General features: G+C 68.0%; 20 protein-coding genes. 12 read left to right on the top strand and 8 right to left on the bottom strand.

Annotated features, from left to right (window positions below; genetic code table 11):
* Positions 1 to 105: 105 nt before the first annotated feature.
* The 4 genes from VI08_RS17860 to VI08_RS17845 all read left to right on the top strand — a co-directional run bounded on the left by VI08_RS17860 (position 106) and on the right by VI08_RS17845 (position 7033).
* Positions 106 to 3111 (top strand): TonB-dependent receptor plug domain-containing protein, encoded by a 3006-nt coding sequence (locus VI08_RS17860; RefSeq protein ID WP_045830985.1) that lies wholly within the window; start codon positions 106 to 108, stop codon positions 3109 to 3111.
* Positions 3112 to 3344: 233 nt separating this feature from the next.
* Complete coding sequence (locus VI08_RS17855; protein WP_045830984.1) at positions 3345 to 4802, top strand: SulP family inorganic anion transporter; 1458 nt, start codon at positions 3345 to 3347, stop codon at positions 4800 to 4802.
* A gap of 159 nt (positions 4803 to 4961) precedes the next feature.
* Positions 4962 to 5627: a response regulator gene (locus VI08_RS17850; RefSeq protein ID WP_045830983.1), complete on the top strand. Its 666-nt coding sequence runs from the start codon at positions 4962 to 4964 to the stop codon at positions 5625 to 5627.
* Positions 5624 to 7033: a sensor histidine kinase gene (locus VI08_RS17845; RefSeq protein WP_045830982.1), complete on the top strand. Its 1410-nt coding sequence runs from the start codon at positions 5624 to 5626 to the stop codon at positions 7031 to 7033. Before VI08_RS17850 ends, VI08_RS17845 begins: the two co-directional genes overlap by 4 nt.
* Here VI08_RS17845 and VI08_RS17840 read toward each other — a convergent pair.
* From VI08_RS17840 to VI08_RS17830, 3 genes are all read right to left on the bottom strand, one after another.
* On the bottom strand, positions 7013 to 8116 hold the full coding sequence (locus tag VI08_RS17840) for a glycosyltransferase family 9 protein (protein ID WP_052698047.1): 1104 nt from the start codon (positions 8114 to 8116) through the stop codon (positions 7013 to 7015). The genes VI08_RS17845 and VI08_RS17840 overlap by 21 nt on opposite strands.
* Before the next feature lie 111 nt (positions 8117 to 8227).
* Complete coding sequence (locus tag VI08_RS17835) at positions 8228 to 9670, bottom strand: hypothetical protein (RefSeq protein ID WP_198148994.1); 1443 nt, start codon at positions 9668 to 9670, stop codon at positions 8228 to 8230.
* A gap of 79 nt (positions 9671 to 9749) precedes the next feature.
* Positions 9750 to 9941 carry a hypothetical protein gene (locus VI08_RS17830; protein WP_045830981.1) on the bottom strand — a complete coding sequence of 64 codons (192 nt, stop codon included), beginning with the start codon at positions 9939 to 9941 and terminating at the stop codon, positions 9750 to 9752.
* A 225-nt stretch (positions 9942 to 10166) separates the two neighbouring features.
* On the opposite strand from VI08_RS17830, the gene rclC reads away from it, so the two are divergent.
* From rclC to VI08_RS17815, 4 genes are all read left to right on the top strand, one after another.
* Positions 10167 to 10739 carry a reactive chlorine resistance membrane protein RclC gene (rclC, locus tag VI08_RS17825; protein ID WP_045830980.1) on the top strand — a complete coding sequence of 191 codons (573 nt, stop codon included), beginning with the start codon at positions 10167 to 10169 and terminating at the stop codon, positions 10737 to 10739.
* A gap of 120 nt (positions 10740 to 10859) precedes the next feature.
* Entirely contained in the window at positions 10860 to 13061 is a 2202-nt protein-coding gene (locus VI08_RS17820; RefSeq protein WP_232309589.1) for a toll/interleukin-1 receptor domain-containing protein, read from the top strand.
* Positions 13062 to 13105: 44 nt separating this feature from the next.
* Complete coding sequence (locus VI08_RS21865) at positions 13106 to 13252, top strand: hypothetical protein (RefSeq protein WP_157006908.1); 147 nt, start codon at positions 13106 to 13108, stop codon at positions 13250 to 13252.
* A gap of 35 nt (positions 13253 to 13287) precedes the next feature.
* On the top strand, positions 13288 to 14973 hold the full coding sequence (locus VI08_RS17815; protein ID WP_045830978.1) for a hypothetical protein: 1686 nt from the start codon (positions 13288 to 13290) through the stop codon (positions 14971 to 14973).
* Between the two features lie 9 nt (positions 14974 to 14982).
* Here the strand turns inward: VI08_RS17815 and VI08_RS17810 are convergent, their stop codons facing one another.
* Positions 14983 to 15642 (bottom strand): glycoside hydrolase domain-containing protein, encoded by a 660-nt coding sequence (locus tag VI08_RS17810; protein ID WP_045830977.1) that lies wholly within the window; start codon positions 15640 to 15642, stop codon positions 14983 to 14985.
* A 64-nt stretch (positions 15643 to 15706) separates the two neighbouring features.
* On the opposite strand from VI08_RS17810, the gene VI08_RS17805 reads away from it, so the two are divergent.
* On the top strand, positions 15707 to 16051 hold the full coding sequence (locus VI08_RS17805; protein ID WP_052698045.1) for a lipid-A-disaccharide synthase N-terminal domain-containing protein: 345 nt from the start codon (positions 15707 to 15709) through the stop codon (positions 16049 to 16051).
* Position 16052: 1 nt separating this feature from the next.
* Here the strand turns inward: VI08_RS17805 and VI08_RS17800 are convergent, their stop codons facing one another.
* Positions 16053 to 17003, bottom strand: coding sequence for an alpha/beta hydrolase (locus VI08_RS17800; protein ID WP_045830976.1), 951 nt, complete (start codon positions 17001 to 17003; stop codon positions 16053 to 16055).
* 104 nt (positions 17004 to 17107) lie between these two features.
* A complete protein-coding gene (locus VI08_RS17795; RefSeq protein ID WP_045830975.1) occupies positions 17108 to 17560 on the bottom strand; it encodes a GNAT family N-acetyltransferase in 453 nt (150 codons plus the stop codon).
* A 98-nt stretch (positions 17561 to 17658) separates the two neighbouring features.
* Between VI08_RS17795 and VI08_RS17790 the strand changes: the two genes are divergently transcribed.
* A complete protein-coding gene (locus tag VI08_RS17790) occupies positions 17659 to 19455 on the top strand; it encodes a tetratricopeptide repeat-containing diguanylate cyclase (RefSeq protein WP_052698044.1) in 1797 nt (598 codons plus the stop codon).
* On the opposite strand, the gene VI08_RS17785 is transcribed toward VI08_RS17790, so the two are convergent.
* A complete protein-coding gene (locus tag VI08_RS17785; RefSeq protein WP_045830974.1) occupies positions 19441 to 20553 on the bottom strand; it encodes an acyltransferase family protein in 1113 nt (370 codons plus the stop codon). The two genes, VI08_RS17790 and VI08_RS17785, sit on opposite strands and share 15 nt — an antisense overlap.
* Before the next feature lie 113 nt (positions 20554 to 20666).
* Between VI08_RS17785 and VI08_RS17780 the strand changes: the two genes are divergently transcribed.
* Both VI08_RS17780 and VI08_RS17775 read left to right on the top strand, forming a co-directional pair.
* Positions 20667 to 21083 carry a heavy metal-responsive transcriptional regulator gene (locus VI08_RS17780; RefSeq protein WP_045830973.1) on the top strand — a complete coding sequence of 139 codons (417 nt, stop codon included), beginning with the start codon at positions 20667 to 20669 and terminating at the stop codon, positions 21081 to 21083.
* The gene (locus tag VI08_RS17775) at positions 21080 to 23404 is read left to right on the top strand and encodes a heavy metal translocating P-type ATPase (protein ID WP_232309588.1); all 2325 of its coding nucleotides are present in this window, start codon (positions 21080 to 21082) and stop codon (positions 23402 to 23404) included. Before VI08_RS17780 ends, VI08_RS17775 begins: the two co-directional genes overlap by 4 nt.
* Before the next feature lie 134 nt (positions 23405 to 23538).
* Here the strand turns inward: VI08_RS17775 and VI08_RS17770 are convergent, their stop codons facing one another.
* Positions 23539 to 25944 (bottom strand): GH92 family glycosyl hydrolase, encoded by a 2406-nt coding sequence (locus VI08_RS17770; protein ID WP_052698043.1) that lies wholly within the window; start codon positions 25942 to 25944, stop codon positions 23539 to 23541.
* Between the last annotated feature and the right edge of the window lie 100 nt (positions 25945 to 26044).

Genomic DNA, 26044 nt, shown 5'->3' with positions numbered 1-26044 from the left:
CGCGCTCCCACAAGACAGGGGGCGCCCATATCGCTCGACCTAAGCGCACGCGGGGGGCTTCGTCGCGAGGGGAGAGTGTTGCCTGAAAATCGGGGAGAGCAGGGCATGAAGTATCGCAAGCGCGTTCTGGCCGCGGTGATCGCGGCGGGCCTGGCCAGCGGGGGAGCGCTGGCGCAATCCACCACCGGCACCCTTAGCGGCCAGGTGGCACCGGGCACCGGCGACACGGTGCATATCGAAAGCGGCACGGGCTTCCAGCGCGATGTGCCCGTGGATGCGCGTGGCCGCTACGCCATCGCGCAGCTGCCGCTGGGTAACTACACGGTATCGCTGCGCAAGAGTGGGGCCACGGTGCAATCCCACGAGAACGTCGCGCTGCGGGTGGGCGCGGCGACGGATGTCTCGTTCGCGGCACCGGCCGCGGCCCCCGGTGCGCAGAACCTCGAGGGCGTCTCGGTCTCGGCCAACGCCTTGCCGCCGATCGACGTGGCCAGCACGGATTCGCGCACCGTGATCACCGCGCAGCAGCTGGCCAGGCTACCGCTGGGCTTCAACGCCGAGGCCGCCGCGCGGCTGGCACCGGGCGTGGTCGGCAACGCGGGTGGCTTCAGCGGCCCCACGGGCCAGCAGCTGATCAGCTTCGGCGGTTCCGCGGCGAACGAGAACGCGTACTACATCAACGGATTCAACACGACCGACCCATTGCAGGCGGCCGGTGGCCTGACCCTGCCGTATGGCTCGATCGACCAGCAGGAGGTGTACACCGGCGGTTACAGCGCGCAATACGGCCGCTCCGACGGTGGCGTGCTGAACATGGTGGGCAAGCGCGGCACCAACGACTGGCACTTCGGCGGCAAGCTGAGCTGGGACCCCGCGTCGCTGCGCGCCTCGTACGACAACACGTATTACGAGAACGGCCTGCCGCCCGTGCCGGTGGCGGGCAACCTCTACACGCCGCGCAGCAAGAACAGCAACTGGAACACCGTGTACGACGCCTACGTGGGCGGGCCGTTGATCAAGGACAAGCTGTTCTTCTTCGCCGCCGGCGAGTGGGCCAAGAGCGAGGGCGACCGCCTCGGCACCGTGACCTCGAGCAGCCCCTATACGTCGTACGCGTACCGCATGCCCAAGTGGTACGGCAAGCTGGACTGGAACATCAACGACAGCAACATCCTCGAGCTCACCGGGGCGTCTAACACGCGCGAAACCAGCGGCGATATCTACGGCTACGACTTCGACGCGCTGAAGCGCGGCGACCTCATCGGCCACGCCGACACCATCAAGACCGGTGGCAACCTGTGGAACGCGAAGTACACCGGCTACCTCACCGATTCGCTGACGCTCACCGCGCAGTACGGCAAGATGCACACGCGCAATTTCGAAGCGCCCGTGGGCTATAACGATGCGCTCACCTATGTCACCGGCACCGAGAACCAGAACCCGGCCATCACCGGGGGCGCGCCGCGGTCGGCGGGGCAGACGGTCTCCAGCATCTACGACCCCAACCAGGGCAATCGCTCCACCAACCTGCGCGTAAGCCTGGCCTGGGCGATCGGCGACCACACGATCACCGCCGGCATCGACAACCTGACGGCGACGGCGGAGGACCAGGGCTCGCGCACCTCCGGGCCGGGCTACTCGTGGTCGTACGGGTTCACCACCCGGCCGGGCAACAGCCCGGCGCCGAGCCTTGGCGTGGGCGCACCGGCCAACTACCCGAACGGCGCCGGCGGCTACTACGTGATGAAGAACGTGTCGTCCGCCGTGGCCACGGTGCGCAGCACCGAGCGCGCGCAGTACATCGAGGACCAGTGGCAGGTGGACGACAGGCTGCTTCTCTCGCTGGGCCTGCGCAACGACCAGTTCACCAACTACAACAGCGACAACCAGCCGTACATCGCGCAGACCCGGCCCCAATGGGCACCCCGCCTGGGCTTCAGCTGGGATGTGTTTGGCGATGCCACGTTCAAGGTCTACGGCAACGCGGGCCGCTACTACCTGGGCTCGCCGCTGGCACCGGCCCTGAGCGCGGCCGCCGGCTACACCAGCACCACGCAGTACTTCACGTACTCGGGCATTGGCGCCGATGGCGTGCCCACGGGGCTGACGGCCATGTCCGGGCCGGTCTCGGCCAACAACGCGTTCGGCGTGCCGCCCGACCCGCGCACCGTCACGGCCAAGGGCCTCAAATCCGAGTACCAGGACGAGTTCATGCTCGGCTTCAGCAAGAGCATCGACAACCGCTGGGTGTACGGTGCGAAGGTGTCGCGGCGCGTGCTGCGCACGGGCATCGATGATTTCTGCGACGTCGACCGCATCACCAACGCGGCCGCCGCGCAGGGCATCGACGCGGCGTCGGTGAACAGCTGTTACCTCATCAACCCCGGCAAGGCCAACACCTTCGTGGTGCTGGACGGGCAGGGCAACGCGCATGACGTGAAGCTCAGCAACGTCGAGATGGGCTTCCCCAAGATCAAGCGCAACTACTACGCGCTGGACACGTTCCTTGAGCACCCGTTCGACGGCACGTGGTACGGCCGCGTCGATTACACCTATTCGCGCAGCTACGGCAACACCGAGGGCCTGACCCAATCCAACGTGCAATCTGACGGCCCCTCGCAGTCGGAGGACTGGGATTTCCCGGCGCTGATGGTCTATAGCAATGGCCTGCAGGGCAACAACCACAAGCACCAGCTGAAGATGTACGGCTACTGGCAGCTCACGCCGGAGTGGATGGTGTCCGGCAACCTCACGCTCATCTCCGGCAGCCCCTCCACCTGCCTGGGCCTGTTCGGCGACGACAACAGCGACCCGGCCGGCTACAACTCCAACTACCACTTCTGCAACGGCCGCCCCGCACCCCCGGGTTCCACCGGCAACATGCCCTGGCAGCGCCAGCTCGACCTCGGCGTGCACTGGACCCCCGCGTTCGCCGACCACAAGCTGGGCCTCAACCTCGACCTGTTCAACGTCACCAACGAACAGGCCACCCTGAGCCTCAACCCGCACTACTACCAGGACGCCACGGCCACGCCCAACCCGCTGTACCGCACCCCCCTGGTGCTACAAGACCCGCGCTACGTCCGCTTCTCGCTCACCTACGACTACTAAGCCCGTCGCCGCGGTAGGAGCCCACACCCGTGGGCGACATCTTTTCGCCCCAGTCGCCAAAAGCTGTCGCCCACGGGTGTGGGCTCCTACACGAGCCTGGGGGCGTGGTAAGCTTCGCGCCTTACGCAAGCCCCCGAGACCCTCCCGGTGCCTACGCCACCCTGATACGCCGCCGTTTCCCTTGACGGCCGTGGCCACGAGGCCGCGGGGTTTTCGCGCACCAGGAATTCCACATGCATACCACCCGTTGGAACCAGCAATGGTTCTTCAACGTGCGCGGCGATGTCCTTTCGGGCCTCGTCGTGGCACTCGCCCTCATCCCCGAGGCCATCGCCTTCTCGATCATCGCCGGCGTGGACCCGAAGGTGGGCCTGTACGCCTCGTTCTCCATGGCCGTGGTGATCGCCTTTGCCGGTGGCCGCCCGGCCATGATTTCCGCCGCCACGGGCGCCATGGCCCTGCTCATGGTGGGCCTGGTGAAGGAGCACGGGCTGCAGTACCTGTTCCTCACCACCATCTGCACCGGCGTCATCCAGATGGCGGTTGGCGCGCTGAAGCTCGGCTCGCTGATGCGCTTCGTCTCGCGTTCCGTGGTCACGGGCTTCGTTAACGCGCTGGCCATCCTCATCTTCCTGGCCCAGCTGCCCGAGCTCATCGGCGTGCCCTGGCTGGTGTACCCGATGTGCGCCGCGGGGCTGGCCATCATCTACCTGTTCCCGTACGTGACGAAGGCCGTGCCGTCGCCGCTGGTGGCCATCGTGGTGCTCACGCTCGTCGCGGTGTACTTCCGGATGGACATCCATCGCGTCGGCGACATGGGCGCGCTGCCGGATGCGCTGCCCACCTTCCTGTGGCCCGACGTGCCACTGAACCTGCAGACGCTTGGCATCGTGCTGCCGCATGCGCTCACCATGGCGGTGGTGGGCCTGCTCGAATCGATGATGACGCTGCAAATCGTCAACGACATGACCGATACGCGCGCGGACAAGAACCGTGAATGCGTGGGGCAGGGCCTGGCCAATATCGCCACGGGCCTCATCGGCGGCATGGCGGGCTGCGCCATGATCGGCCAGTCGGTGATCAACGTGAAATCCGGCGGCCGGGGCCGCTTGTCCACGCTGGTCGCGGGCGTGGTGCTGCTGATGCTGGTGGTGTTCGGCGCGCCCTGGGTCAGCCAGATCCCGATGGCCGCGCTGGTGGCGGTGATGATCATGGTCTCGCTCAGCACGTTCAGCTGGCGCTCGCTGGCCACCCTGCGCTCGCACCCCACCTCCTCGAGCGTCGTCATGCTGGCCACCGTGGTCGTCACCGTGTGGTCGCACGACCTGGCGCGCGGCGTGCTGACGGGCGTGCTGCTCTCGGCGGTGTTCTTCGCCACCAAGGTGGGGCGCATGCTCGACGTGGACAGCTCGCTCTCGCACGACGGCGTACGCACGTATTCGGTAAAAGGCCAGGTGTTCTTCGCCTCGTCCGATCTCTTCGTCGAGGCGTTCGATGTCCGTGAAGACGGCCTGGCCGCGGTCGTCATCGATGTGGAGGAGGCGCACTTCTGGGACCTCACCGCCGTGGGCGCGCTGGAGAAGGTGGTGCTCAAGTTCCGCGAAGCCGGCGTCGCCGTCGACACCCGCGGAATGAACGCCGCCAGCGCCACGCTGGTAGGCCAGGTAGGCGGCCAACGAGCACCCCATTAACCGCACCCCCCCCTGTAGGAGCGCGCTTGCGCGCGACATCCCTCCGTACAGCCGCCACAGGGCCTGCAGGCTCTTCGCGAAAAGATGTCGCGCGCGAGCGCGCTCCTACAGGACTGTTGATGTAGCAGAATAGGGGCCGATCTTTCGAGGAGCCCGCCCGTGAACATCATCGTGGTCGAAGACGACGAGCGCCTGGGCGCCGCCATCAAGCGGGCGCTGGAACAGCTCACCCACGCGGTGATGTGGCTACGCACGGGCAACGAGGCCCTGGAGGCGCTGCGCCAGCCCGACGTCGACCTCGTGCTGCTCGACCTGGGCCTGCCCAACAAGGATGGCGTCCAGGTACTGCGCGAGGCCCGCCGTGAAGGCATCCGCACCCCCATCCTCGTCATGACGGCGCGCGACAGCATCGAGGCGCGGGTCGAGGGCCTGGATGCCGGTGCCGACGATTACGTGGTGAAGCCATTCCACCTCGATGAACTGGCGGCCCGCATCCGCTCGCTGGCGCGCCGTGCGCAGGGCCTGGCCGATAACGTCATCGACGCCGGCCCGCTGCGGCTCGACGTGGGCCGCATGGAACTGTCGCGCGATGGCGAGCGCATCGAGCTCACCCGCCGCGAGTTCGCCCTCATGCACGTGCTGATGGAGCGCGCCGGCCGCATCGTCCGCCGCGACACCATCGAGCGCTCGGTATACGGCAACGAATCCGAGGTGGGGCCGAACGCGCTGGAGGTGCTGGTGCACGCGCTGCGCCGCAAGCTGGGCGCCGACAGCATCCGCACGGTGCGCGGCTTCGGCTACATGGTGCCGACGGGCACGGCGTGACAGGCGATTCGCTCCAGCGCCGGCTTCGCCGCCGCGTGGGCGCCGTGGTGGTGGCCGTGCTCATCCCGCTGGGCCTGCTCGGCGCGTGGCGCACGTTATCGGAACTCAACGAGCTCTCCGACGTGCGCCTGCGGCAGACCGCCGAGACGCTGGACGCCCTGGTGCGGCAGACGGGCATCACCGCCTTCCCGAACGAAGCGCGGCTGGAAGCCCTGCCTTCCGTGCCGGTCATTGCCAACGGCGCGGGCCCGGCGTCCACGTACGAAGCCGAGGTAGGTTACCGGGTCACCGACCGCGATGGCGATATCCTGCTCGTCACCGATAACATGCGCGAGCTGCCGCGCAACCTGCCCAGCGATGGCCGCATCGTATCGCTGCACGTGCGCCGGCGCCGCTGGCACGTCTACACCCGGGTGGACCCAACACTGGGCGTCACCATCAGCGTGGCCGAACGCCACGATACCCGCCGTGATGTCACCAACGCGGTGGCGCTGGAGCGCACGCTGCCCATCTTGATTGGCCTGCCGCTGCTGTTCATCGCGCTGCGCTGGGCCGTGCGGCGCGGCCTGCTGCCGCTCGAGCGCCTGGCCGCGCTGCTTGCCACGCGGCGCGCGGGCTCCCGCGAACCCATCGTGCTGGCGGATTCGCCGCGCGAAGTGGTGCCCATCGTCGACGCGCTCAACGCGCAGATCGAGAGCATCGAGGCCGCGCTGGAGCGCGAGCGCCGCTTCAGCGCCGACGTGGCGCACGAACTGCGCACGCCGCTCGCCTCGACCATGATCAACCTCGACAGCGCCCACGCGTTCGGCACGGGTGAGGGCGCGGCGGGTTCGCTGCCCGAGGCGCTCGAAAGCCTGCGCCTGCTGGCGCGGCGCACGGAGCAATTGCTGGTGCTGGCGCGCCTTGACGAGCATGCCGAGCTGCCGTTGCTGCGTGTCGACCTGGCACGGCTCATCGATGACGTCGTCGCGGAGTGGTCGCCCACGGTGGACCGCACGCGGTTCACGCTGGCGGTCGAGGTGCCGGCAGGCCTGCCGCCGATCGACGGCTACCCCACCGCGCTGGCGGCGATGTTGCGCAACCTGCTGGAAAACGCCGCGCGCCACGTGCCCGTCGGCGGCCACGTGGCACTCAGGGCCGCCACGGGCGCGGGCGGGGTCACCCTCGACGTGGCCGACGACGGCCCGGGCATACCCGCCGCGCGACGCGCCGCCGTTTTCACGCGCTTCCACCGCGAGGCGACGTCGCTGGGCGATGGCTTCGGCGTCGGCCTGTCGATCGTGCAGCGTGTGGCGCAACTGCACCACGCCAGTGTGTCGCTGGAAGATGCCCCGTCGGGAAGCGGCCTGGTAGTGCGCGTGCGGCTGCCCGTCGGCGCGCGTGTTTCAGGCGGCGCGGGGCGCTGAGCTTTCCAGCAGGGCGGCGACGCGCGCCGCGGTGCGCTCGGGGCAGCCGTCTTCGCAGGTGATGCCGGCATTGCCCTGGCCATACGGGGCGTAGCGTTTCGGGTCGGTGCGGCTGAACAAACCGATCGTGGTGGCGTGCGTGGCGGCGGCCAGGTGCATCACGCCGCAATCGGCGCTTACGTAGGTGCCGGCGGCCTCGATCACGGCGGCAAGCTTGCGCGGGTCGCTGGTGAAGTAAGTGGGGTAGGCGTTGTCGAGGCGCGAGACGCCATCGGCGGCCACCAGTTCGACCACGCGGCGCTCGCCGACGCGGGCCAGCAGCGCGCCCAGGAAGCGCTGCCACCACGCGGTGTCCTGGCACTTGGCCCCGGTGGCGTTCGGGAAGATGGCCAGCACGGGTGCCGCGCTGGCGGGGCCGGCATGCAGCACGCGCTGCAGGGTTTCCATGCCTTTCGCACGCTCGCCATCATCCAGGCGCAGGTCGAGCGGGGGCTGCGCGCCCGCGCTTTCACCCAGCGCCACCCGCAGCGCATGCACGGGGCGCGCGGCGAAATGCAGCGGCGCATCCGGCGTGCCCTCGACGCGCACCTGGTAGCGCGCCTGCGCCATCCCCGCGGCCAGCTTGCCCGAGGACGAGCCCGAGGCCGCGTCGATAACAAGGTCGTAGCGCTTCGCGCGCAGGCGGCGCAACGTGCCGAGCGTCGTCAGGGGCCGGCGCAGCGCGCGGCGGTCGAGCAGGAACAGCTCGCCAATGGAAGGAAAACCCGCGAACACGCAGCGGGTGGCGCCACCGGAGCCGAGCACGTCGACTTCCGCACCGGGGAAGCGCGCCTCGAGTTCGGCGAGCAGCGGCGTCACCATCACCGTGTTGCCGAGGCGGTGGTTGGGGCGGCAGACGAGGATGCGCTGGATGCCCTGGCGGGGCAGCGTGCCGGGTGCCACCTGGTTGCCGCTATCGGGCAGCACGCGCCGCACCAGCCACGCCACCGCCTGGCGGCGGAAGGATTGCAGGCGCCCGTGCATGGGTGCGCGTTGCCTGTCCGTGGCGGCGGTGGCGCGTTGCGTGGCGGCGATCGAGGACATGCGCGTTCCGTGGGGCGCCCGGCAAGCGGGCCGTGCGCCTACGGTGCCGCCCGCACCTTAGAGCCGCCTGTCAGCAGCATGACAGCCAGCTTACGAAACCTTAGGCCCCGCTTAGGTGTTCAGGCGCGCAGGATCGGCCTGCAGCTGGATCGCCGCGTGCAATGCATCGGGCGCCGCGCTGCTCGACGCGAGCAGCGGCAGCAGGTCACGCGTGGCCTGGCGGTGCGATGGCGACGTGGTGTCTTCGATCAGCGCGGCCATCATGTACTTGCGCACGCGCGTGGACTGGCTGGCCTCGTGGGTCACCGATGCGCTGGCCAGCTGGCCTTTCGCATACGCGAGATCGGTGCTCGCGTGCGCGGCATCATCGATCTGCGTGTAGTTGTAGTTCTGCGCCATGGGGTCGGCGGTGAGGTTCAGCGGCGAATCCGGCCACGGCGAGGTGTGGAAGCTCGCGGTGAGGTGGCTGTCCTGCGCCTGCGTGATGTGGCGGTCGCGTGCGTTGCGGCCGCTGAGCGTCGTCGACTGCGCCACATCGAAGTGGAACGTATCGAGTTCGTCGCCGTGCCGGGGGTTGGGTGCGCTGGCGGCCTGCGCTATCGACGCCTTGAAATCGGCGAGCCCCGTGAGCAGTGCATGGTCGCCGCGCGAGAGGTTATGGACGCTGCCGGGCAGGGCCGCCGCGGCAGGCGTGGCCGGGTAGTGGCTATTGAGTTGCGCGAAGCCATCCTTGAACAACGCCACCAGCGATGCATCCGCATGGCCGCGTCGTGCGGCCGCATCCACTTGCGCCAGATAACTCGCTACCGACGCATCGCGTTGCGTGCGGTTACCCCACGACGCGGGCTGGCTCATGTCGAGGCTGAGCGCGACCGTGCCGCCGGGCCCATCGACCTTCAGCGAACGGGTATCCCCGCCGGCGTGGAGCGCCACGGCCATGTGCGCGCCCGACGCGGTGGCCACGGAGGCGTCGAGGTCGATGCGGGTGAGCACCGAAGCGTCGGCCGCAAGCAGGCCGTCCACCGACACGCTGGGCGGTACCTTGCCCAGGCCATCCACGGCATCCTGGAACGCACGGGCAAGCCCGGCCACGGCATCGCGTTCCCCGTCGGCCAGCGCACGATCCGACGTGAGGCGGATCGCGAGGCCGCTGTCCGTGCCACTCAGCGACAGCTTCACCGTCGCGCCGCTGGCCGTGCGGATACCCAGTTGCATGGACGCATCCACGTCGCCCGCGCCAGGTATGTCGGCGACGAAATCGGCGCCATCGGCCGCGAACCGGCCAAGCAAGGCCTGCCCCAGCCCAGTGAACAAACCTTGCGTATCGGTGGCCGTGACGTTGCGCTGCGCCCGCGCCGTGATGGCGTCGTTCGATGAAGGGTCGGGTGTGCCGTTAAGCGCGCCGGCGTAGGTCGGGTCGGTAGCCGCGGGCGCGGCGCCGATCAGCACGGCAGGCCTCGTGGCCCCGGTGGCCGGCGCGGTGGCGCGCGATGAGGCGGCGTAAAGCCGCTCCTGCCAGGAAACGGCAGGGCTAGCGGTGGCGGTTGGCCGCAAGGGGTTCACAACGATCCTTCGTCATAGGCTCCCTTGGATGACGGCGGGCAGGCCAGGATCTTGAGGCTGCCCGCGTGGCTTAGCGGCGGTAGCGAGGATCGCGTTTGGCGATGACGCGCTGTGGGCGCGGCTTGCGCATCAGCTGGACCCAGAAGGCGGCTTCGAACAGCGCCGCGGCGGCGAAGAGGAACATCGCACCCGTGGCCACGCCGGCCATGTAGAGGGTGGTGGCCAGGGCCAGGATCGCTGCCAGGATCGTGAAACGCTTCATTGGGGCTCCCGTCGGGGTCGACTCATATTTTTCTGAGTGCGGGGCCAGCATCGCATGAATCCCTGCGGATTTGCTGAATGCGGCGAAAAAGACGCCGCGCCAACGCTCTGTGCGTGGTGAGACGAATAAGCCAGAACTTGCCGCAAGCGAGTCTTATCGTCTCGGTCGTGGCGGAGGAAGCTTTCCAGCCGTCGGGCAAGCCTGCCCGCTACCCCTGGAGCCGCCATGAACACCGCATTCCGTTCCGTCCTGGAACGCCTCGTCCGCCTCGAAGCCGTCGGGCCCAACCTCGTCCGCGTCGCCATCGCCATCGTCTTCATTTGGATCGGTGGCCTGAAGTTCGTGCCCTACGAAGCGGACAGCATTACGCCCTTCGTGGCGAACAGCCCGGTCATGTCGTTCTTCTACGAACACCCCGCGGAATACAAGCCGCACCTGACGAAAGAAGGGCAACTGGTGCCGGAACAGCGTGCCTGGCAGGCGCAGAACAACACCTACGGGTTCTCGCGCGGCCTGGGCGTGGTCGAGCTCACCATCGCGTTCCTCGTGCTGTCGTTCCCGTTTTCAAAGCGGCTTGGCCTGCTCGGTGCCTTCCTGTCCTTCGGCACCACGCTGGTGACGCTGTCGTTCCTGTTCACCACCCCGGAAGCCTGGGTGCCCGCGCTGGGTGACGCGCAGCATGGCTTTCCGTACCTCTCGGGGGCCGGCCGCCTGGTGATCAAGGACACGCTGATGCTGGCCGGGGCGTGGGTCATCGGCGTGGACGCCGCGAAGCGCATCCTCGCCGAACGCCACTGACGCGACGCCCGGCTCGCCCGGGCGTTTCTTTCCGGATAAAACGCAAAATAGTGTGATGCCCATCACTTATTGGTGCTAGCGTAGCCGCGGGGGTGGATGGGGTGTCCTCGGCTTCATGTCGTGGAGAGAGCACGCGTGGCGTTCCGCTACCGGGCCTTCATCAGCTATAGCCACCGGGATAAAACCTGGGCGGCGTGGCTTCACCGTGCCCTTGAAACCTATGCGGTCCCCCGTCGGCTTGTCGGCCGCGCCACGGCGGCAGGCCCGGTGCCTGCGCGCCTTGCCCCCATCTTCCGCGACAGCGACGAACTCGCCACGGCCCGCGACCTCGGGCAGAAGGTGGCCGAGGCGCTGGAGGCGTCGGCATGCCTCCTCGTGGTGTGCTCGCCCGACGCGGCGCGCTCGCGCTGGGTGGACGAAGAAATACGCACCTACCAGCGCCTGGGCGGCGGCGAGCGCATCTTCTGCCTCGTCGTCGCCGGTGAACCGAACGCCAGCCGCACGCCAGGGCGCGAGGCGGAAGAATGCTTCCCGCCGTCACTGCGCTTGCGTTGCGACGGCGATGGCAACGTCCTCGACGATGTGATCGAACCCCTTGCCGCCGACGTGCGCCCCGGCGGTGATGGCAAGGCCGATGCGCGCTACAAGCTCGTCGCGGGCATGCTCGGCCTCGACCTCGATACCCTCAAACGGCGGGCGCTGCAGCGCCGGGCCCGGCGCGCGATGGCGCTGGCCGCGGTGGCCCTCGCCATCATGGTGGCCACCACGGGCCTCGCCATCAACGCCATGCTGGCGCGGCGCGATGCCGTCGCCGCCAGCCACGTCGCCGAGCGCCGGCAGAAAGATGCCGAAGACCTGGTGGCGTTCATGCTCGGCGACCTCAACGAGCGCCTCGCCCAGGTCTCGCGCCTCGACATCATGGAGGCGGTGGACGACCGGGCCATGGCGTATTTCCAGGCACAGCCGACGCACGAACTGGGTGCGCGTGCGCTCATGCAGCGCGCGACCGCGCTGGAGAAGATCGGCAGCGTGCGGCTGGACCAGGGGCGCCTGGATGCCGCGCTGGCGTCGTACGAAGCCGCCCGCGTGGTGGCGGCGCGCCTGGCGCAGGAAACGCCGGCCAGCGTGCCGAACCAATTGCAGCTGGCCGAGATCCTCTCGTTCATCGGCATGGTGCACTGGCGCCAGGGGCGGCTGGACGAAGCGCGCAAGGTGTTCCTCGACGCGCAAGCCGTGCTCGACGCCGCGTCGCGTGTCGCGCCTGCGGACCGCGACCTGCGATTCCAGCTGGCGATGCTCGACAACAACATCGGCCACGTCATGGAAGCACGCGGCGAGCTCGACGAGGCAGGGCGGCAGTACCAGCGCATGCTGTTGCTGATGCAGGCGTTGGCGCGTGCCCAGCCGGGCAACGCCGAATGGGCCGACACGCTGGGCTCGGCGTACAACAACCTCGGCAAGCTCGCGTTGATGCGCGGTGACCTCGTGGGCGCGGTGGGCCACTACCTGGCCGACGAGGCGATCCAGGAACGGCTGGCCCGCGCGGAGCCCAAGGACGCCAACCGCCGCGACAGCCTGCTCACCGTGCTGGCCATCGTGGGCCGCACGCAGGCGCTCGCGGGCGACACGCAGGCCGGCATGCAGCGCATGCAGCGCGCCGTGGACATGGCCGCGGCGCTCATGCTCCTCGATGCCTCCAACACCGACCTGCAGGAACACCTGGCGCTGTATGCGACGCAACTGGCACGGCTGAAGCGCGCGGCGGGCGACATCCGCGCGGCAACAGCGCTCACCGACAAGGCGCTGCCGCTCTTCCAGGCGCTGCGCGCAAGCGACCCGGACAACACCGCATGGCAGCGCGAGTACGCCGAAACCCGCATCGAGCAGGCGCTGCAGGCACGGCAGCGCGGCGACGCCGCGGCGGCGCTGGCGACGGCCGCCGAGGCCCTGCGCGTGCTGGGGCCGCTACAGGGCAGCCAGCCTGACGACCGCGCCACATTGCTTGCCGCCATCGGTGCCCGGCTCGCCCTCGCCAGCGTGACGCGCGACGCGGCCGAAGCCCGGGCCTTGCGCGAACAAGCGGTGCGTGATGCCAACCGCGTGAAGCGCGGGCATGGCGATCCCCGGTTGCTGGCCTTGCAAGTGGATGCCTTGCTCTCGCTTGGGCGCCGCGCCGATGCCGAACCCCTCATCCAGAAACTATGGGGCGGCGGCTACCGCGATGCCGCCCTCGTGCAACAGCTGCGCCGCGCGCGCATCGACTACCCCGTCAACGCCGCGTTCCAGCGCGAGCTTTTGGCGGCGACCGGAGGAAGCCGGTAGCAGGGCCGGCCGTGCAACCACCACCAACGCGACAGGAGAACGACATGGGCAACACCTTCAATGACAAACCGCAGGAAGACGAAGAGCGCCAGGACCTTCGCGACAACGATACCGACGAGCTGGGCCACGGTGTCGGCAACCCGCTGGACCCGTCCAACGTCACGACCAAACCCAATATCAAGAACAACTGACCGCCAGCGCGCACCTTCGGCGTGGAACCTTGCCCATGATTCCCCTGGTCATCGGTGTCACCAGCCATCGCGACATCGCGGACGCCGACCTACCCGTCGTCCGCGATAAGGTGCGCGGTTTTTTCGCTGGCCTGCAGGAGGCCTTCCCCGGGCTGCCCTTGCTGGTGCTCTCCGCGCTCGCGGAAGGAGGCGACCAACTGGTCGCGGAAGAGGCCCTGGCGATCGGCGCGCGGCTGGTCGCGCCCCTGCCACTACCGCCCGACCTGTACGTGAATGATTTCGAAAGCGCCGGCGTGCACGCGACCTTTGCATCCCTGAGCCGCCGCGCCGAGGTGGTGTTGCTGCCGCGGCTGATGGCCATGCCGCGCCACGTGGTGGGCACGCCGGGCGCGGCGCGCGATAGCCAATACGCGAAGGCCGGCGTCTACATCGCCAGCCACTGCCATATCCTGCTGGCCCTATGGGATGGCAACGATGCCAACGGCGTGGGCGGCACCGCGCAGATCGTGCACTACCACCTCACCGGCAGCCTGCCCGGCGTGGGCCGGCGCCACGAGCACCTCCGCCATGTACTGGCCGGCGGCGACGAGAGCCTGCTCTACCACATCGTTTGCCCGCGTAGCGATGGCGACGTCGCGGACGGCCTCGCGCCCTTCGCCGAAGGCTGGCGCACCGCCGACGACCTCTCGTTCCGGCCCGCGATGCCCGACGACTTCCGCGTCATGTTCGATCGCATGGCCGAGTTCAACGACGACACGGAACGGCACGCCGAGGCCATCGAGGCCGCGCCACGCCGCCTGCATGGCAGCCCCTGCGGCGCCACCGCCACCATCGAGGCCGTGTTCCACGCCGCCGACTGGCTGGCAGTGCAGTTCCGCAAGCGCGTGGTGCTGGCACTGCGGGCCACGTACACGGTCGCTGCCCTGATGGGTATCGCGTTTACCTTCTACGCGCACCTGCCGGGGCACGATTCGCTCATCTACCTCTTCGTGCTGCTGTTCGGCACCGGCGGCTTCGTCGCCATGCTGGCGGGCCGGCGCGGATGGCACCGCAAGTATCTGGACTACCGCGCGCTGGCCGAGGGCCTGCGCATCCAGTCGTGCTGGCGCCGTGCCGGCATCGCCGCCAGCGCCGACCATGAGTTCGCGCACGACAACTTCCTGCAAAAGCAGAACATCGAACTGGGCTGGATCCGCAACGTGATGCGCGCGGCCAGCCTGTACCCGTCCACGCACCCCGAGGAACCCGGCGAAGCGAGCCTGCGCGAGGTGATCGACGAGTGGGTGGGCCAGCGCGGCACCTCGGGCCAGCTGCACTACTACGAGACCAAGACCGCCGAGCGCAAGGGCCTGCACCACATCACCGAAACCGTGGGGCGCATCAGCCTGTGGGCGGGCGTGGCGATCAGCGTCTTCCTCGCCGTGTTCGCCCTGCACCTGCACGAAGAAGCAAAGGTGACCCTCGTCACCATCATGGCGGTGCTGTCGATCATCGCCGCGGTGCGCGAGGCATACGCCTACCGCAAGGCCGACCGCGAACTGATGCGGCAATACTGCTTCATGCAGCGCATCTTCACCGCGGCGCGGGCCGCACTGGATCGCACACACGACCCGGCCCAGCAGCGGGCCATCCTGCTGGCCCTGGGCGAGGCCGCGCTCACCGAGCATGCCGAGTGGACGCTCATGCAGCGCGAGCGGCATGTGGAGCACAGCAAGCTATAGCGCCCGCGGCTACAGCGCAGCCCACGTGGGCGCGTCGCCGAAGGCATCCACGTAGGTCACGTCGCGATCGATGGCGATGCCGTTCACGATATCGGCTTTCGTCGTGATCCGCTGGACGAGCTGGTAGCCGCGGTGCGGCAGGTCGGGCACCTTGCTGCCGCCCCTCCAGTAATGCTTTGTCTGCAGCCGCCAGTAGAGGTCATCGCCCGTAAGCCCGCAGCTTGCGCCGACGTACACACCGGGTTCGTAGCCTGCGGCCGCCAGTTCGGCGAACCAGGCGTTGGCATAGTCGATGACGTCCTGTTTCGCGGTACGCGCCGCCACGCCTTCGAGATCGAGCCACACCGTGACGCCAATGGGCAGGCCGGCCGCCGTCGCATTCGCGGCGGCGGCCTGGCCGTTCGCCATGCCCAGCTCGGCGGACGGCGACCAGCCTTGCGTGTCCACATGCTGCACGGCCATGACGCCAAGGCCGGCGGCAAGCAGGCCTTGCAGCTCGGCCGAAGAGAGGTCGCCCTTCGATGGCCTGGTGCGCGAAAGGTAGCGGACGCAGAAGCGGAAGCCGCTTGCCGCGAACGCTTTCGCGGTGGCCGCGGTGATCGGCGTGTCGGCGTCGAATCCCTGCAGGCCGGCGGCGGCGGTGCGAACCGAAACGCTGTTGCGTGGCATGGCGGTGCCCTCGGGGGAGCTACGCGCTATCGTACGCTCCCAACCACAAGGAAGTGTGTCAGGCATGGCAAGTGAATCGTTCCTGCAAAACCATCTTGGGGCGTATGCCCCTTGGCTCTACGTGGATTCAACGGCCTGGACCATGGTGGGCCTGGCAGGTGGCGCACTCTTCTCCAGCCGCTTCATCCTGCAGTGGATCCACTCGGAACGACAGGGCAGGCTCGCTATTCCGCCGGTGTTCTGGCACCTGAGCTTCTGGGGCAGCGTGGTGTCGCTGGTGTACGCGCTGCACATCGACAAGGCGCCCATCATACTCAGCTACGTGTTCCTGCCGGTGTTGTACGGGCGGAATCTGTGGCTTCTCAGGCGTGAAACGCGTGCAGCGCAGCCAGTGCCAGGGCCCGGGTAAATCATTTCGCCGGCGGAAGCATGCCCATGCCACGCAACCACGTTTCGACCAGCGCGGGCCACGCACCCACCGGTTCCGTGGGCTTGCGCAGGCCGAAGGCGTGGCCACCCTTGGCGTAGAGGTGCAGTTCCGTGGGCACGTTCGCCTTCTGCAACGCCACGTAATACGCGAGCGACTGCTCCACGCCATCGGTGTGGTCGTCTTCGGCCATGACGATGAAGGTGGGCGGCGTATCCTTCGTGACGTGGATATCCGGGCGCAGGCGCAGGTCCTCCTGATTGCGCGTGGCCTTGTCGTCGTCCTCGTGGATCCACAGATGCCCGGGATAGGCGGCCACGGCGAAATCCGGCCGCGAGCTCAGCCGGTCGGCCGCGTCCATGGCAGGGTAGGTACGCTTGTCGAAATGGGTGCTCACGGCCGCCACCAGGTGGCCGCCCGCCGAAAACCCCATCACGCCGACCTTGTGCGGGTCGACGTGCCACTCGGCGGCGTGCTGGCGCACCAGGCCCATGGTGCGCTGGGCGTCCTGCAGCGCCGTCTGCACCTTGGGGTAGTAGCGCCCCTTGTCCGTCCACGTGGGCCCGGAATTCGGCACCCGGTATTTCAGCAGCACGCAGGTGATGCCCTTCGACGTGAGCCAGTCGCAGATCTCGGTGCCTTCGAGGTCCATGGCCAGCATCTGGTAGCCGCCGCCCGGGAATACGACGACGGCGACGCCGGTGTTGGTGGATGCCGGCGAATACACCGTCATGGTCGGGATGCTGACGTTGTCGATGCGGGCCCAGTCCTTGCCCACGGTTTCCGGCTTCGGGTTCGGCAACGCGTTCGGCACCTTGCCTGGCCAGATCGGCACCTGGGCGTGGCCGGCCGATGGCTGCCAGGTGGGTTCCGCGGCATGGGCCGTGCCGCAGGCGAGGGCGATGAGGAGCGGGAGCGCGAGCAAGGGCTTCATGGCGGGCACCGTGGCGGACGTTGCCGGGCAGGTTAATCCGCGGCGACCCGGCAAATGTGGCCGCCGCGGGCACGTGCGGGCAAATCCAGGGCAGCCGTGGGGCGCTACCGGGATGCTTCCGCAAGGTGCAGGATGGGAAACGGACGGCCATCACCATCGGTGGGCGATCGGCCGGTGACGACGAAGCCACGGGCCTGGTAGAACGCCAGCGCAGCCGGGTTCTGTTCGTTGACGTCGACCGTGAGCGCGCCCTTGATGGCGCGCGCATGCGCAAGCAATTGCGTGCCACCGCCCTGGCCCGCGTGCGCCGGGTCGATGAACAGCGCTTCGAGCTTGCTGCCATCGAGCCCCATGAAGCCAAGGTGCTCGCCGTCGCCGCCCTCAAGCACCCAGACCTCCAATGCCACGAGGGCCCCATCGCGTACGAGGGGTGCGATGGCCTGGACATCCCCTTCGCTGAGGAACGTGTGCGTGGCGCGGACCGAGCGCAGCCAGAGGGCGAAGAGCGGGGCGTTATCGCCCGGCGTGTAGGGCCTGATGTTCGGTTGCGTATCCATCGCGGGCACGTGGCGGGAAAGACCCTTAGTGTGGCCCAGGCGTCGTCGCGAGGCCAATCCCGGGCCTGCCGCGCGCCGGTGGTATCATCGGGCCACGCATGGATGTCCTCCCCAAGACCCGCCTCTGGAACTGGCTCGGCCTGGCCGGGCTGCTGCTGTGCGCGCCATCGGCGTGGGCACAGGCGCAGGCGGGCGGACGTGTCGCGGCGGTGGACGCCATCCGCACCTCCACGCACGACCAGTTCGTGGAACAACTGGCCGGGCTGCACCGCGACCAGGACCACCTCTCGACCGACGAGAAACGCCACCTGCTGTTCCTCGACGGCTGGGAAGCCAACTACGAAGGCCACTACCCCGAGGCCGAGACCATCTTCCGCCAGGTGATCGCGGGCGATGGCGACGATGCGCTCGGTATCCGCGCGCTGGCCCTGCTGATGAACAACCTGAGCAGCCAGGGTAACTACGCCGAGGCCTATGCCATGGCCTCGCGCGCGGGCGACGACCTGCCCAATATCTCCGATGGTGAAGCACGCTACGTGCTGCTGGCGAACCTCTCGCAGATGCTCACCTTCGCGGGCAAGCCCGATGTCGGCCTGAAATACGCCGAAATGATGCTGGCTGCCACTCCGCCGGGCTACTCGCCGTGCCAGGCGTTGGTACAGAAAGTGACGGCGCTCGAGGGCGCCCGCAAGCTTACCTCGCGCAGCCCCGTGCTGCTTTCGACCATCGACACCTGCACGGCCGACCACCAGCCCGTGTTCGCGAACACGGTGTCGCTCATCCTCGTCGACCGCCTGCTGGCCGAGAACAAGCAACCCGACGCGCTGGCCATGCTTGACCGCATCGCGCCGGCCGTGCAGGCCGCGCAGTATTTCCCGCACATGGTGGACGTGGCCAGCGCACGGGCCCGTGCCTTCGAGCAAATGGGCAACAGCGACGAGGCCAGGCGCGCCGCCATGCAAACCGTGGCGATGAGCCACCCCGGCGACGTGAACGAGGCACTGCGCTACGCCTACCACATCCTTTATGGCATCGAAAAAGCGGATGGCAACACGGCCAAGGCGCTCGACGACTACGAGCACTACGTGGTGCAGGACCAGGGCTACCTGCGCGATGCCAATGTCCGCAACGCCGCCTACGAAGCGGCGCGCAAGCACTTCCTCGACCAGAAGCTGCAGGCCGAGGGCCTGAGCAAGGAAAACAACATCCTGCGCCTGCAGCAGGCGCTGGATGCCAAGGCGGTCGAAACCAGCCGCCTCTACGTCGTGGTGATGCTGCTGGCCCTGCTCACCATCGGCCTGTGGAGCGTACGCATAAAGCGCTCGCAGCTGCGCTTCAAGTGGCTTTCCTCGCGCGATGGCCTCACGGGGATCGCCCACCACCAGCACTTCATGGCCGAGACGGGGCGCACGCTGAAAGCGCTGGAAAGGCGGGGCGGCGATGGCTGCCTCGTCTTCCTCGACCTCGACCACTTCAAACAGGTGAACGACACGCACGGCCACGCCATCGGTGATGCGGTGCTGAAGCACACCGTCGCCGTGTGCAAGGGGCAACTGCGCACCAGCGATCTCTTCGGCCGCCTGGGCGGCGAGGAATTCGCCATGTGGCTGATGGACACCCCGCGCCTGCAGGGCAGCGTCGTGGCCGAGCGCATCCGCGCGGCGCTGGCGGCATCGCCCCTGGTTATCGACAACCTGGTGGTGCCGTTCTCGGCGAGCATCGGCGTGGCCTGCACCGATACGCTGGGCTACGACCTGGCCGCGCTATGCCGCGCCGCCGATGCGGCGTTGTACCGGGCCAAGCGGATGGGGCGGAACCGGGTGGTGTTTGATGATGGCGAGCCGTCGGGGGCGCTGTCGGTGCTTTCCGCACGAGCCGCATCACCCGGTAGCTGATACGCCTTCGCCGCGTCTCGCCGAGCGGCTGAGATACTCTCGCAGAGGCATGTCGTAGCAACGCATCACGACCCAGGCGAAGGCCAAGGTCGCCAATACGCCGCCCACGATGACCAGCACCAGCGTTGCCGTGGCCGGGCGCGTGCGATCGACGTAATTCCCAAAGACATAAATGACGGCATAGTGCGTCGTATACAACGGATACGAGATATCCCCGGCGAGCTTGCAGAAGCGCTTCGCCCGCTCATTGAGCGTCACGCCCGCTCCAAGCATCACCAGGAACGGAAACACCAGCATGATCACGGCAGCTTCCCGAATCCAGCTGCCGGTGGCGTAGGGCGTCATGAGCGCAAGCAGGAGCAGCACGGCCGGCGCGGTGAAACCGAGCTTCGTCTTCAGCACGAACCGCGACCGGTAAACGAGCAGCCCCGCCAGGAACGAGAAGTTCACCCGCGCCGCGCCGACCCAGAACGTTTCGCCGTTGAATCCCGCCCACAGGTTTCCCTGCGTATAGCCGACACCGCAAAGAATGGCCGCCGCCATAACCGTGGCCACGACAAGTCCACGCCGCCCCAGCCTGCACAGGAATAGCGCGTAGACGATGTTCGCGATGTATTCCCAGAACAGCGACCACGCCGGCGAGTTGAGGCTGAAGAGGCAGAAGCTGCGCTCCTGCATGGCCGGGTAGGGGATCAGGAAGATGGATGCGAGGAAGATCAGGCTTACCTGGCCGGTGCCCAGGCCGAGTGGGTTGGCACGGAAGGGATCGGCGTACAGCGCGATCAGCCCAAGCACCGAGCCAAAGACCACCATCGGATGCAGGCGGATCAGCCGCACCTTCGCGAACGTAAGCAGCCCCATCGCGCCGATGCGCTCGTCGTAGGCGTACCCGATGACGAACCCCGAGAGGCAGAAGAAGAAATCCACCGCTAGCCAGCCGTGCCCGATGAACAGGTGGCTGTAGTCGCTGATCACCATTTCCATGAAATGGAAGACGACGACGGCGAGGGCGGCGACGCCGCGTAGCCCGTCAAGGGCCGGGAAGTGCTGGCGGGCGGGTTGGGGTGCCTGTGCGGCGGGAAATTCCGTGTGGGCCATGCCTTGCGGTGCGCTTTTTTTTCCTTATGAGCCGGGCACTGTAGGGCAAGCGGTGGCGGGAGGTCACGACGGGGCTTGACTCTCGACCTAGCTCAAGGGTCTAGACTTGCTCCATGACTACTCAAACCTCCCTCACCATCGGCCGCATCGCGCAGAGCGCGGGCGTGGCCATCGACACCATCCGGTTCTATGAGCGCGAGGGGCTGCTGCCCGAGCCGCGGCGTCGGCCCTCGGGCTACCGGGAATACGATGCCTCCGCCGTCTCCCGCCTGCGCTTCATCCGCCGGGCCAAGGACCTGGGGTTCACGCTCGAGGAGATCCGCGAGCTGCTGGCCCTGTCGGCCGACCGCCACGTGGGCGTGGAAGGTGTCCGCGAGCGCGCCGCCGCGCGGCTGAAGGCCATCGACGACCGTATTGCCGAGCTGCAGCGGGTGCGCGATGGCCTGGCCGAGCTGGTCGAGGCCTGCCCGGGGCATGGCGCACCGGAGGACTGCCCCATCCTGAACGCCCTGGCGGAGCCGAACCCATGAGCCAGGGTTGCTGCGCCCACAAGGCCGAGCCGGTGGCGGCGGCGGCCCTGGATCCCGTGTGCGGCATGACGGTGGACCCGGCGAAGACGCCACACCATCACGCGCACGACGGGCACGACTACCACTTCTGCGGCGGGCGTTGCCGCGAGAAGTTCATGGCCGACCCGGATAAGTACCTGGCGCCCAAGGTGCCCGAGGCCCCGATGCCGGCCGGCACGATCTACACCTGCCCCATGCACCCCGAGGTGCGCCAGGAAGGCCCGGGCGCGTGCCCGAAGTGCGGCATGGCCCTGGAGCCGGCGATGCCTTCGCTGGAGGACGACGACGGCGAGGTGCGCGCGATGGCGCGCCGCCTCGGGCTGCTCGCCGCACTGACGCTCCCCGTCTTCATCGTGGCCATGGGACCGCACCTGTTCGGGTGGATGTGGCCTTCGCCGTGGGATGCGGTCGCGCGCTGGGGCGAAGCCGTGCTTGCCACTGCCGTCGTGCTGTGGGGCGGTGCGCCGTTCTTCGCGCGGGGCTGGCGTTCGCTGGTGCCATGGTCGCCGAACATGTACACGCTGATCGCGCTGGGTACGGGCGTGGCATGGCTCTACAGCGTCGTCGCCTTGCTGCTCCCGGGTCTGTTCCCGCCCGCCATGCGTGACATGCACGGCCACGTGGCCGTCTATTTCGAATCCGCGGCCGTCATCGTCACGCTGGTGACGCTGGGTGATTTCCTCGAGCTGCGCGCCCGCCGCCAGACGGGTGCCGCGCTGCGAGGCCTGCTGGGGCTCGTGCCGAAGACGGCCCGCCGCATCCATGCCGATGGGCGTGAGGAAGACATCGCGCTCGACCACCTCCACGTCGGCGACCACGTCCGCGTCCGCCCCGGCGAGAAGGTGCCGGTGGATGGCACCGTGCTCGACGGCGAAAGCCACGTCGACGAAGCCATGCTCACGGGCGAAGCCGTGCCCGTGGCGAAGCGCGCGGGCGACAAGCTCACCGGTGGCACGCAGAACCAGCATGGCGCGCTGGTACTGCGCGTGGACCATGTGGGCGCCGATACGGTGCTGTCGCGCATCGTGATGATGGTGGCCGAGGCGCAGCGCTCGCGGGCGCCCTCGCAGCGTGTCGCCGACACGGTGGCCGCGTGGTTCGTGCCAGCCGTGGTGGTCGCCGCCGCGGTGGCGTTCGCCGCGTGGTGGCTGCTGGGTCCGCAGCCCGTGCTGGCGCACGCACTGGTGGCGGCGGTATCGGTCCTGATCATCGCGTGCCCCTGCGCGCTGGGCCTGGCCACGCCCATGTCCATCATGGTGGCCAGCGGCCGCGGCGCGCAGGCCGGCGTGTTGTTCCGCGACGCGGCGGCGATCGAGACGCTGCAGGGCATCGATACGCTGGTGTTCGACAAGACGGGCACGCTGACCGAAGGCAAGCCGACGCTGGCCGACGTGCGCACCTTCGGCCGCCAGCGCGCCGAAGTGCTGGCCTATGCGGCGGCGGTGGAGCGGCTGAGCGAGCACCCGCTGGCCGCCGCGCTGGTTGCGGCGGCGGAAGGCGAGGGCATCGCGATCCCCAGGGTCTCGGGCTTCCAGGCCATCGTGGGCCGCGGCGTCACCGGACGTGTCGATGGCCATGACGTGGCCGTGGGCAATGGCCGCCTGATGGACGACGAGCGCATCGACGCCGCCGCGGGCCGCGAGGTTGCGGAGAAGTGGCGCGCGAAGGGTGCCTCGGCGATGTACCTGGCCATCGATGGCCGCCTTGCCGCAGCGTTCTCGCTGGCCGACACGCTCAAGCCTTCAACGAAGCCCGCACTGGAAGCGCTGCATGAGGCGGGCGTGCATCTCGTGATGCTCACCGGCGACAACGCCGCCACCGCGAAGGCCGTGGCCTCAACGCTGCCTATCGACGACGTGCACGCGGGTGCCTCGCCGCAAGACAAGGCGAGCATCGTGGCGCAGCTACGGGAAGAGGGCCGCAAGGTGGCCATGGCGGGCGATGGCGTGAACGATGCGCCTGCACTGGCGAAGGCGGATATCGGCATCGGCATGGGCAACGGCAGCGACATCGCGATCGAAAGCGCGTCGGTGACGTTGCTCAAGGGCGATCTCGCCGGCATCGCGCGTGCACGTGCGCTATCGGCCGCCACGGTGAAGAACATCCGCCAGAACCTGTTCTTCGCGTTCGTTTACAACGCAATCGGCGTGCCGCTGGCAGCCGGCGTGCTCTACCCCGTGCTGGGGCTCACGCTTTCACCGATGGTCGCCGCCCTGGCAATGAGCCTGAGCTCGGTATCGGTGGTAGGCAACGCGTTGCGCCTGCGCACAACCAGGCTATGACGTTGATGTAGGAGCCCACCTGTGGGCGACATCTTTTCGCGATAACGCAGCGGGCAACGTGATTCGTTCGCGAAAAGCTGTCGCTCACTAGTGAGCTCCTACATGGGTAGTCAACGCATCGTTAGGTCAACGCATTATTTCTTGATGTCGAACGACGGCGGGGCGTCCTTGGCCTTGCTGGCCCATGTCTTGTTGGGTGTGTTGCCCAGGTCGAACTCCAGCGTGCCGCCCTTGAGCGCGAAGTCTTCGGGCAGCCACGAGCGGTCGGTGGCCTTGCCGTCCACTTTCAGTGCCTGCACGTACGGCTTGCCCGCACCGGCGTTCGGCGCGAGGATCGTCACGTCGCCGCCTTCGCGGTGCACCACGGCCTTGGTGAAGATCGGGCTGCCCACGATAAACTCCGCGCGGCCAGGGATGTTCGGGTAGATGCCCAGCGCGGCAAACACGTACCACGAGGACATTTCGCCCAGGTCGTCGTTGCCCGGGATGCCGTTCGGCGCGTTGAGCCAGATGGTGTCGAGCACGCGGCGCACCAGTTCCTGCGTCTTCCACGGCTGGCCGGCGTAGTTGTAGAGCCACGGGCCACCGATCGATGGTTCGTTGTCGAGCTCGGCATGCAGCGGACCGGATTTGGTTACAGCGAAGGTTCCATCCGGCTGGTAGAAGTAGTTGTCCAGGCGCTTCGTGGCCTTGGCCATGCCGCCCATCGCTTCGAACAGGCCGTGCACGTTGAACGGCACCATCCACACGTACTGCGCCGCGCTGCCTTCGACGAAGCCATCGCCCGTCGCCGGCGTAAAGGCATGGGCTTCCTTGTCGTCGTCGTCCTTCACCAGCGCCCAGGTGCCGTCGGCGTTACGGTTGCGGATATAACCGCCTTCCGGCGTGGCCTTCGGATCGAACAGGTTGCGCCAGTACTGCGCGCGCTCGAGGAAGCGCGACGAAGTGGCCTTGTCACCCATGCGGTCGGAGAGGGCGCTCAGCGCGAACTCGGACGCCACCAGCTCCAGCGTATCGGCGGCCGGGCCCCACGACGGCGCCCCTACCGGGATGTAGTGCAGCTTCAGCCACTGCTCCAGGCCGGGGCGCTGGCCCACGCATTCCACGGGGCAGCCATCCATGGACTTATCAAGTTCGGTGGGGTTGTCGGCGGCATGGACGAGCGAGGCGAGGGCGCCCTTGACGTCGAAGTCGCGCGCGCCGAAGGCGTAGATGCCGGCGATGGACGGCGCGGCCGGGTCGCCGTTCATCACGTGCGTGGCGCCGTTGTTGTGCGTCCAGCGATCCCACACACCCTTGTTCTGCTGGGCCTGGTTGTAGAGGCTTTGGCCGATGTCGCTGGCGATCTTCGGTTCCAGCCACGCCACGAGCGGCAGCTGCGAGCGGTACACATCCCAGCCGCTGAAGTTCGCGTACTGCGCCTTCTGCGTGCCGCTGACCTTATGCACCTGCTGGTCGAAGCCCATGTATTCGCCGTTGACGTCGCTGAAGACGTTCGGGTGCATCAGCGCGTGGTACAGCGCGGTGTAGAACGTGGTCTGCTGGTCGGGCGTGCCGCCCTCCACCGTGATGCGCGAGAGCTGTTTGTTCCACGCGGCGACGGCGTTGTCGCGCACGCTTTCGAAGGTCGTGCCCTTCGGCACTTCGGCGTCGAGGTTGGCCTGCGCGTTGGCGGCGCTGACATACGAGATGCCGACACGGATGTTCACATCCTTCGTGCCGGGCTTGAAGCCCACCCACGCGCCCGAGCCCTTGCCTTCCTTCGGCCAGCCCTTGTCGCCGTAGCCCGAGCCACCGTCGCTCTTGGTGCCGCCCTTGCTCACCGTGGTGTCCTTCCAGGTGCCCGTGCTGGCGAACGGCTGGTCGAACTCGATGACGTAATGGACGGTGTAGTAGCTGTGGCGGTCGGCCTTGTCGATATAGCCGCAGAAATTGCCGCTGGTAACCGAACCGCTGATGCGGTGGTTGGCCTTGTCGACGCTGACGGTGGCGTTTTCCGAACCCACTTCCGAATCCGACGCCCGCACCAGGATGTTCACCGGCTTGCCGGCTGGGAACGCGAAACGCCCGGCGCCGCTATGCAGCGCGGAGGTGAGGTCGGCGGTGACGCCGTTATCCAGCTTCACCTGGTAGTGGCCGGCCTTCGCCTTTTCGTTGGCGTGGCTGAACTTCGACGCGTAGGCGTGGCGGAAATCGCTGCTCGGCGAGGTGGTGACCTCCTCGGTGATGGGCATCACGGGCACATCGCCCGAGGCACCGCCGCAACCCCAGCCTTCCACGTTGGTGAACGCGAAGCCGCGGATCGCATCCGCGCGGTACTCGTAGCCACCCGGCGCCGCGATCGGCGATTTCTTGCCCGGCAGGGGCGAGGCCTCCGGCGTGAACTGGAACATGCCAAACGGCACCACGGTGCCCGGGAACACATTGCCCCCGTTGGTGGTGCCGATCAGCGGGTTCACGAGGTCCGCAGGCGCGGAGGTGGCGCCGGCCAGGGCGGGGAGCAGGGCGGCGGCAAGGGCGAGCGGCAGGAGTGCGCGCAAGGGGAAACCTCCACGTTGGGCTGGATTTATCTCGATTGAAATGGTTGGCGGGGCGGGTGTCTCGTGCCAAGGGTCATGGGTGGTGGGTGGTGGGTGGTGG

The organism is Luteibacter yeojuensis (assembly GCF_000964085.1).
GTDB lineage: Bacteria > Pseudomonadota > Gammaproteobacteria > Xanthomonadales > Rhodanobacteraceae > Luteibacter > Luteibacter yeojuensis_A.
This window is presented reverse-complemented; position numbering and strand designations above follow the sequence as displayed.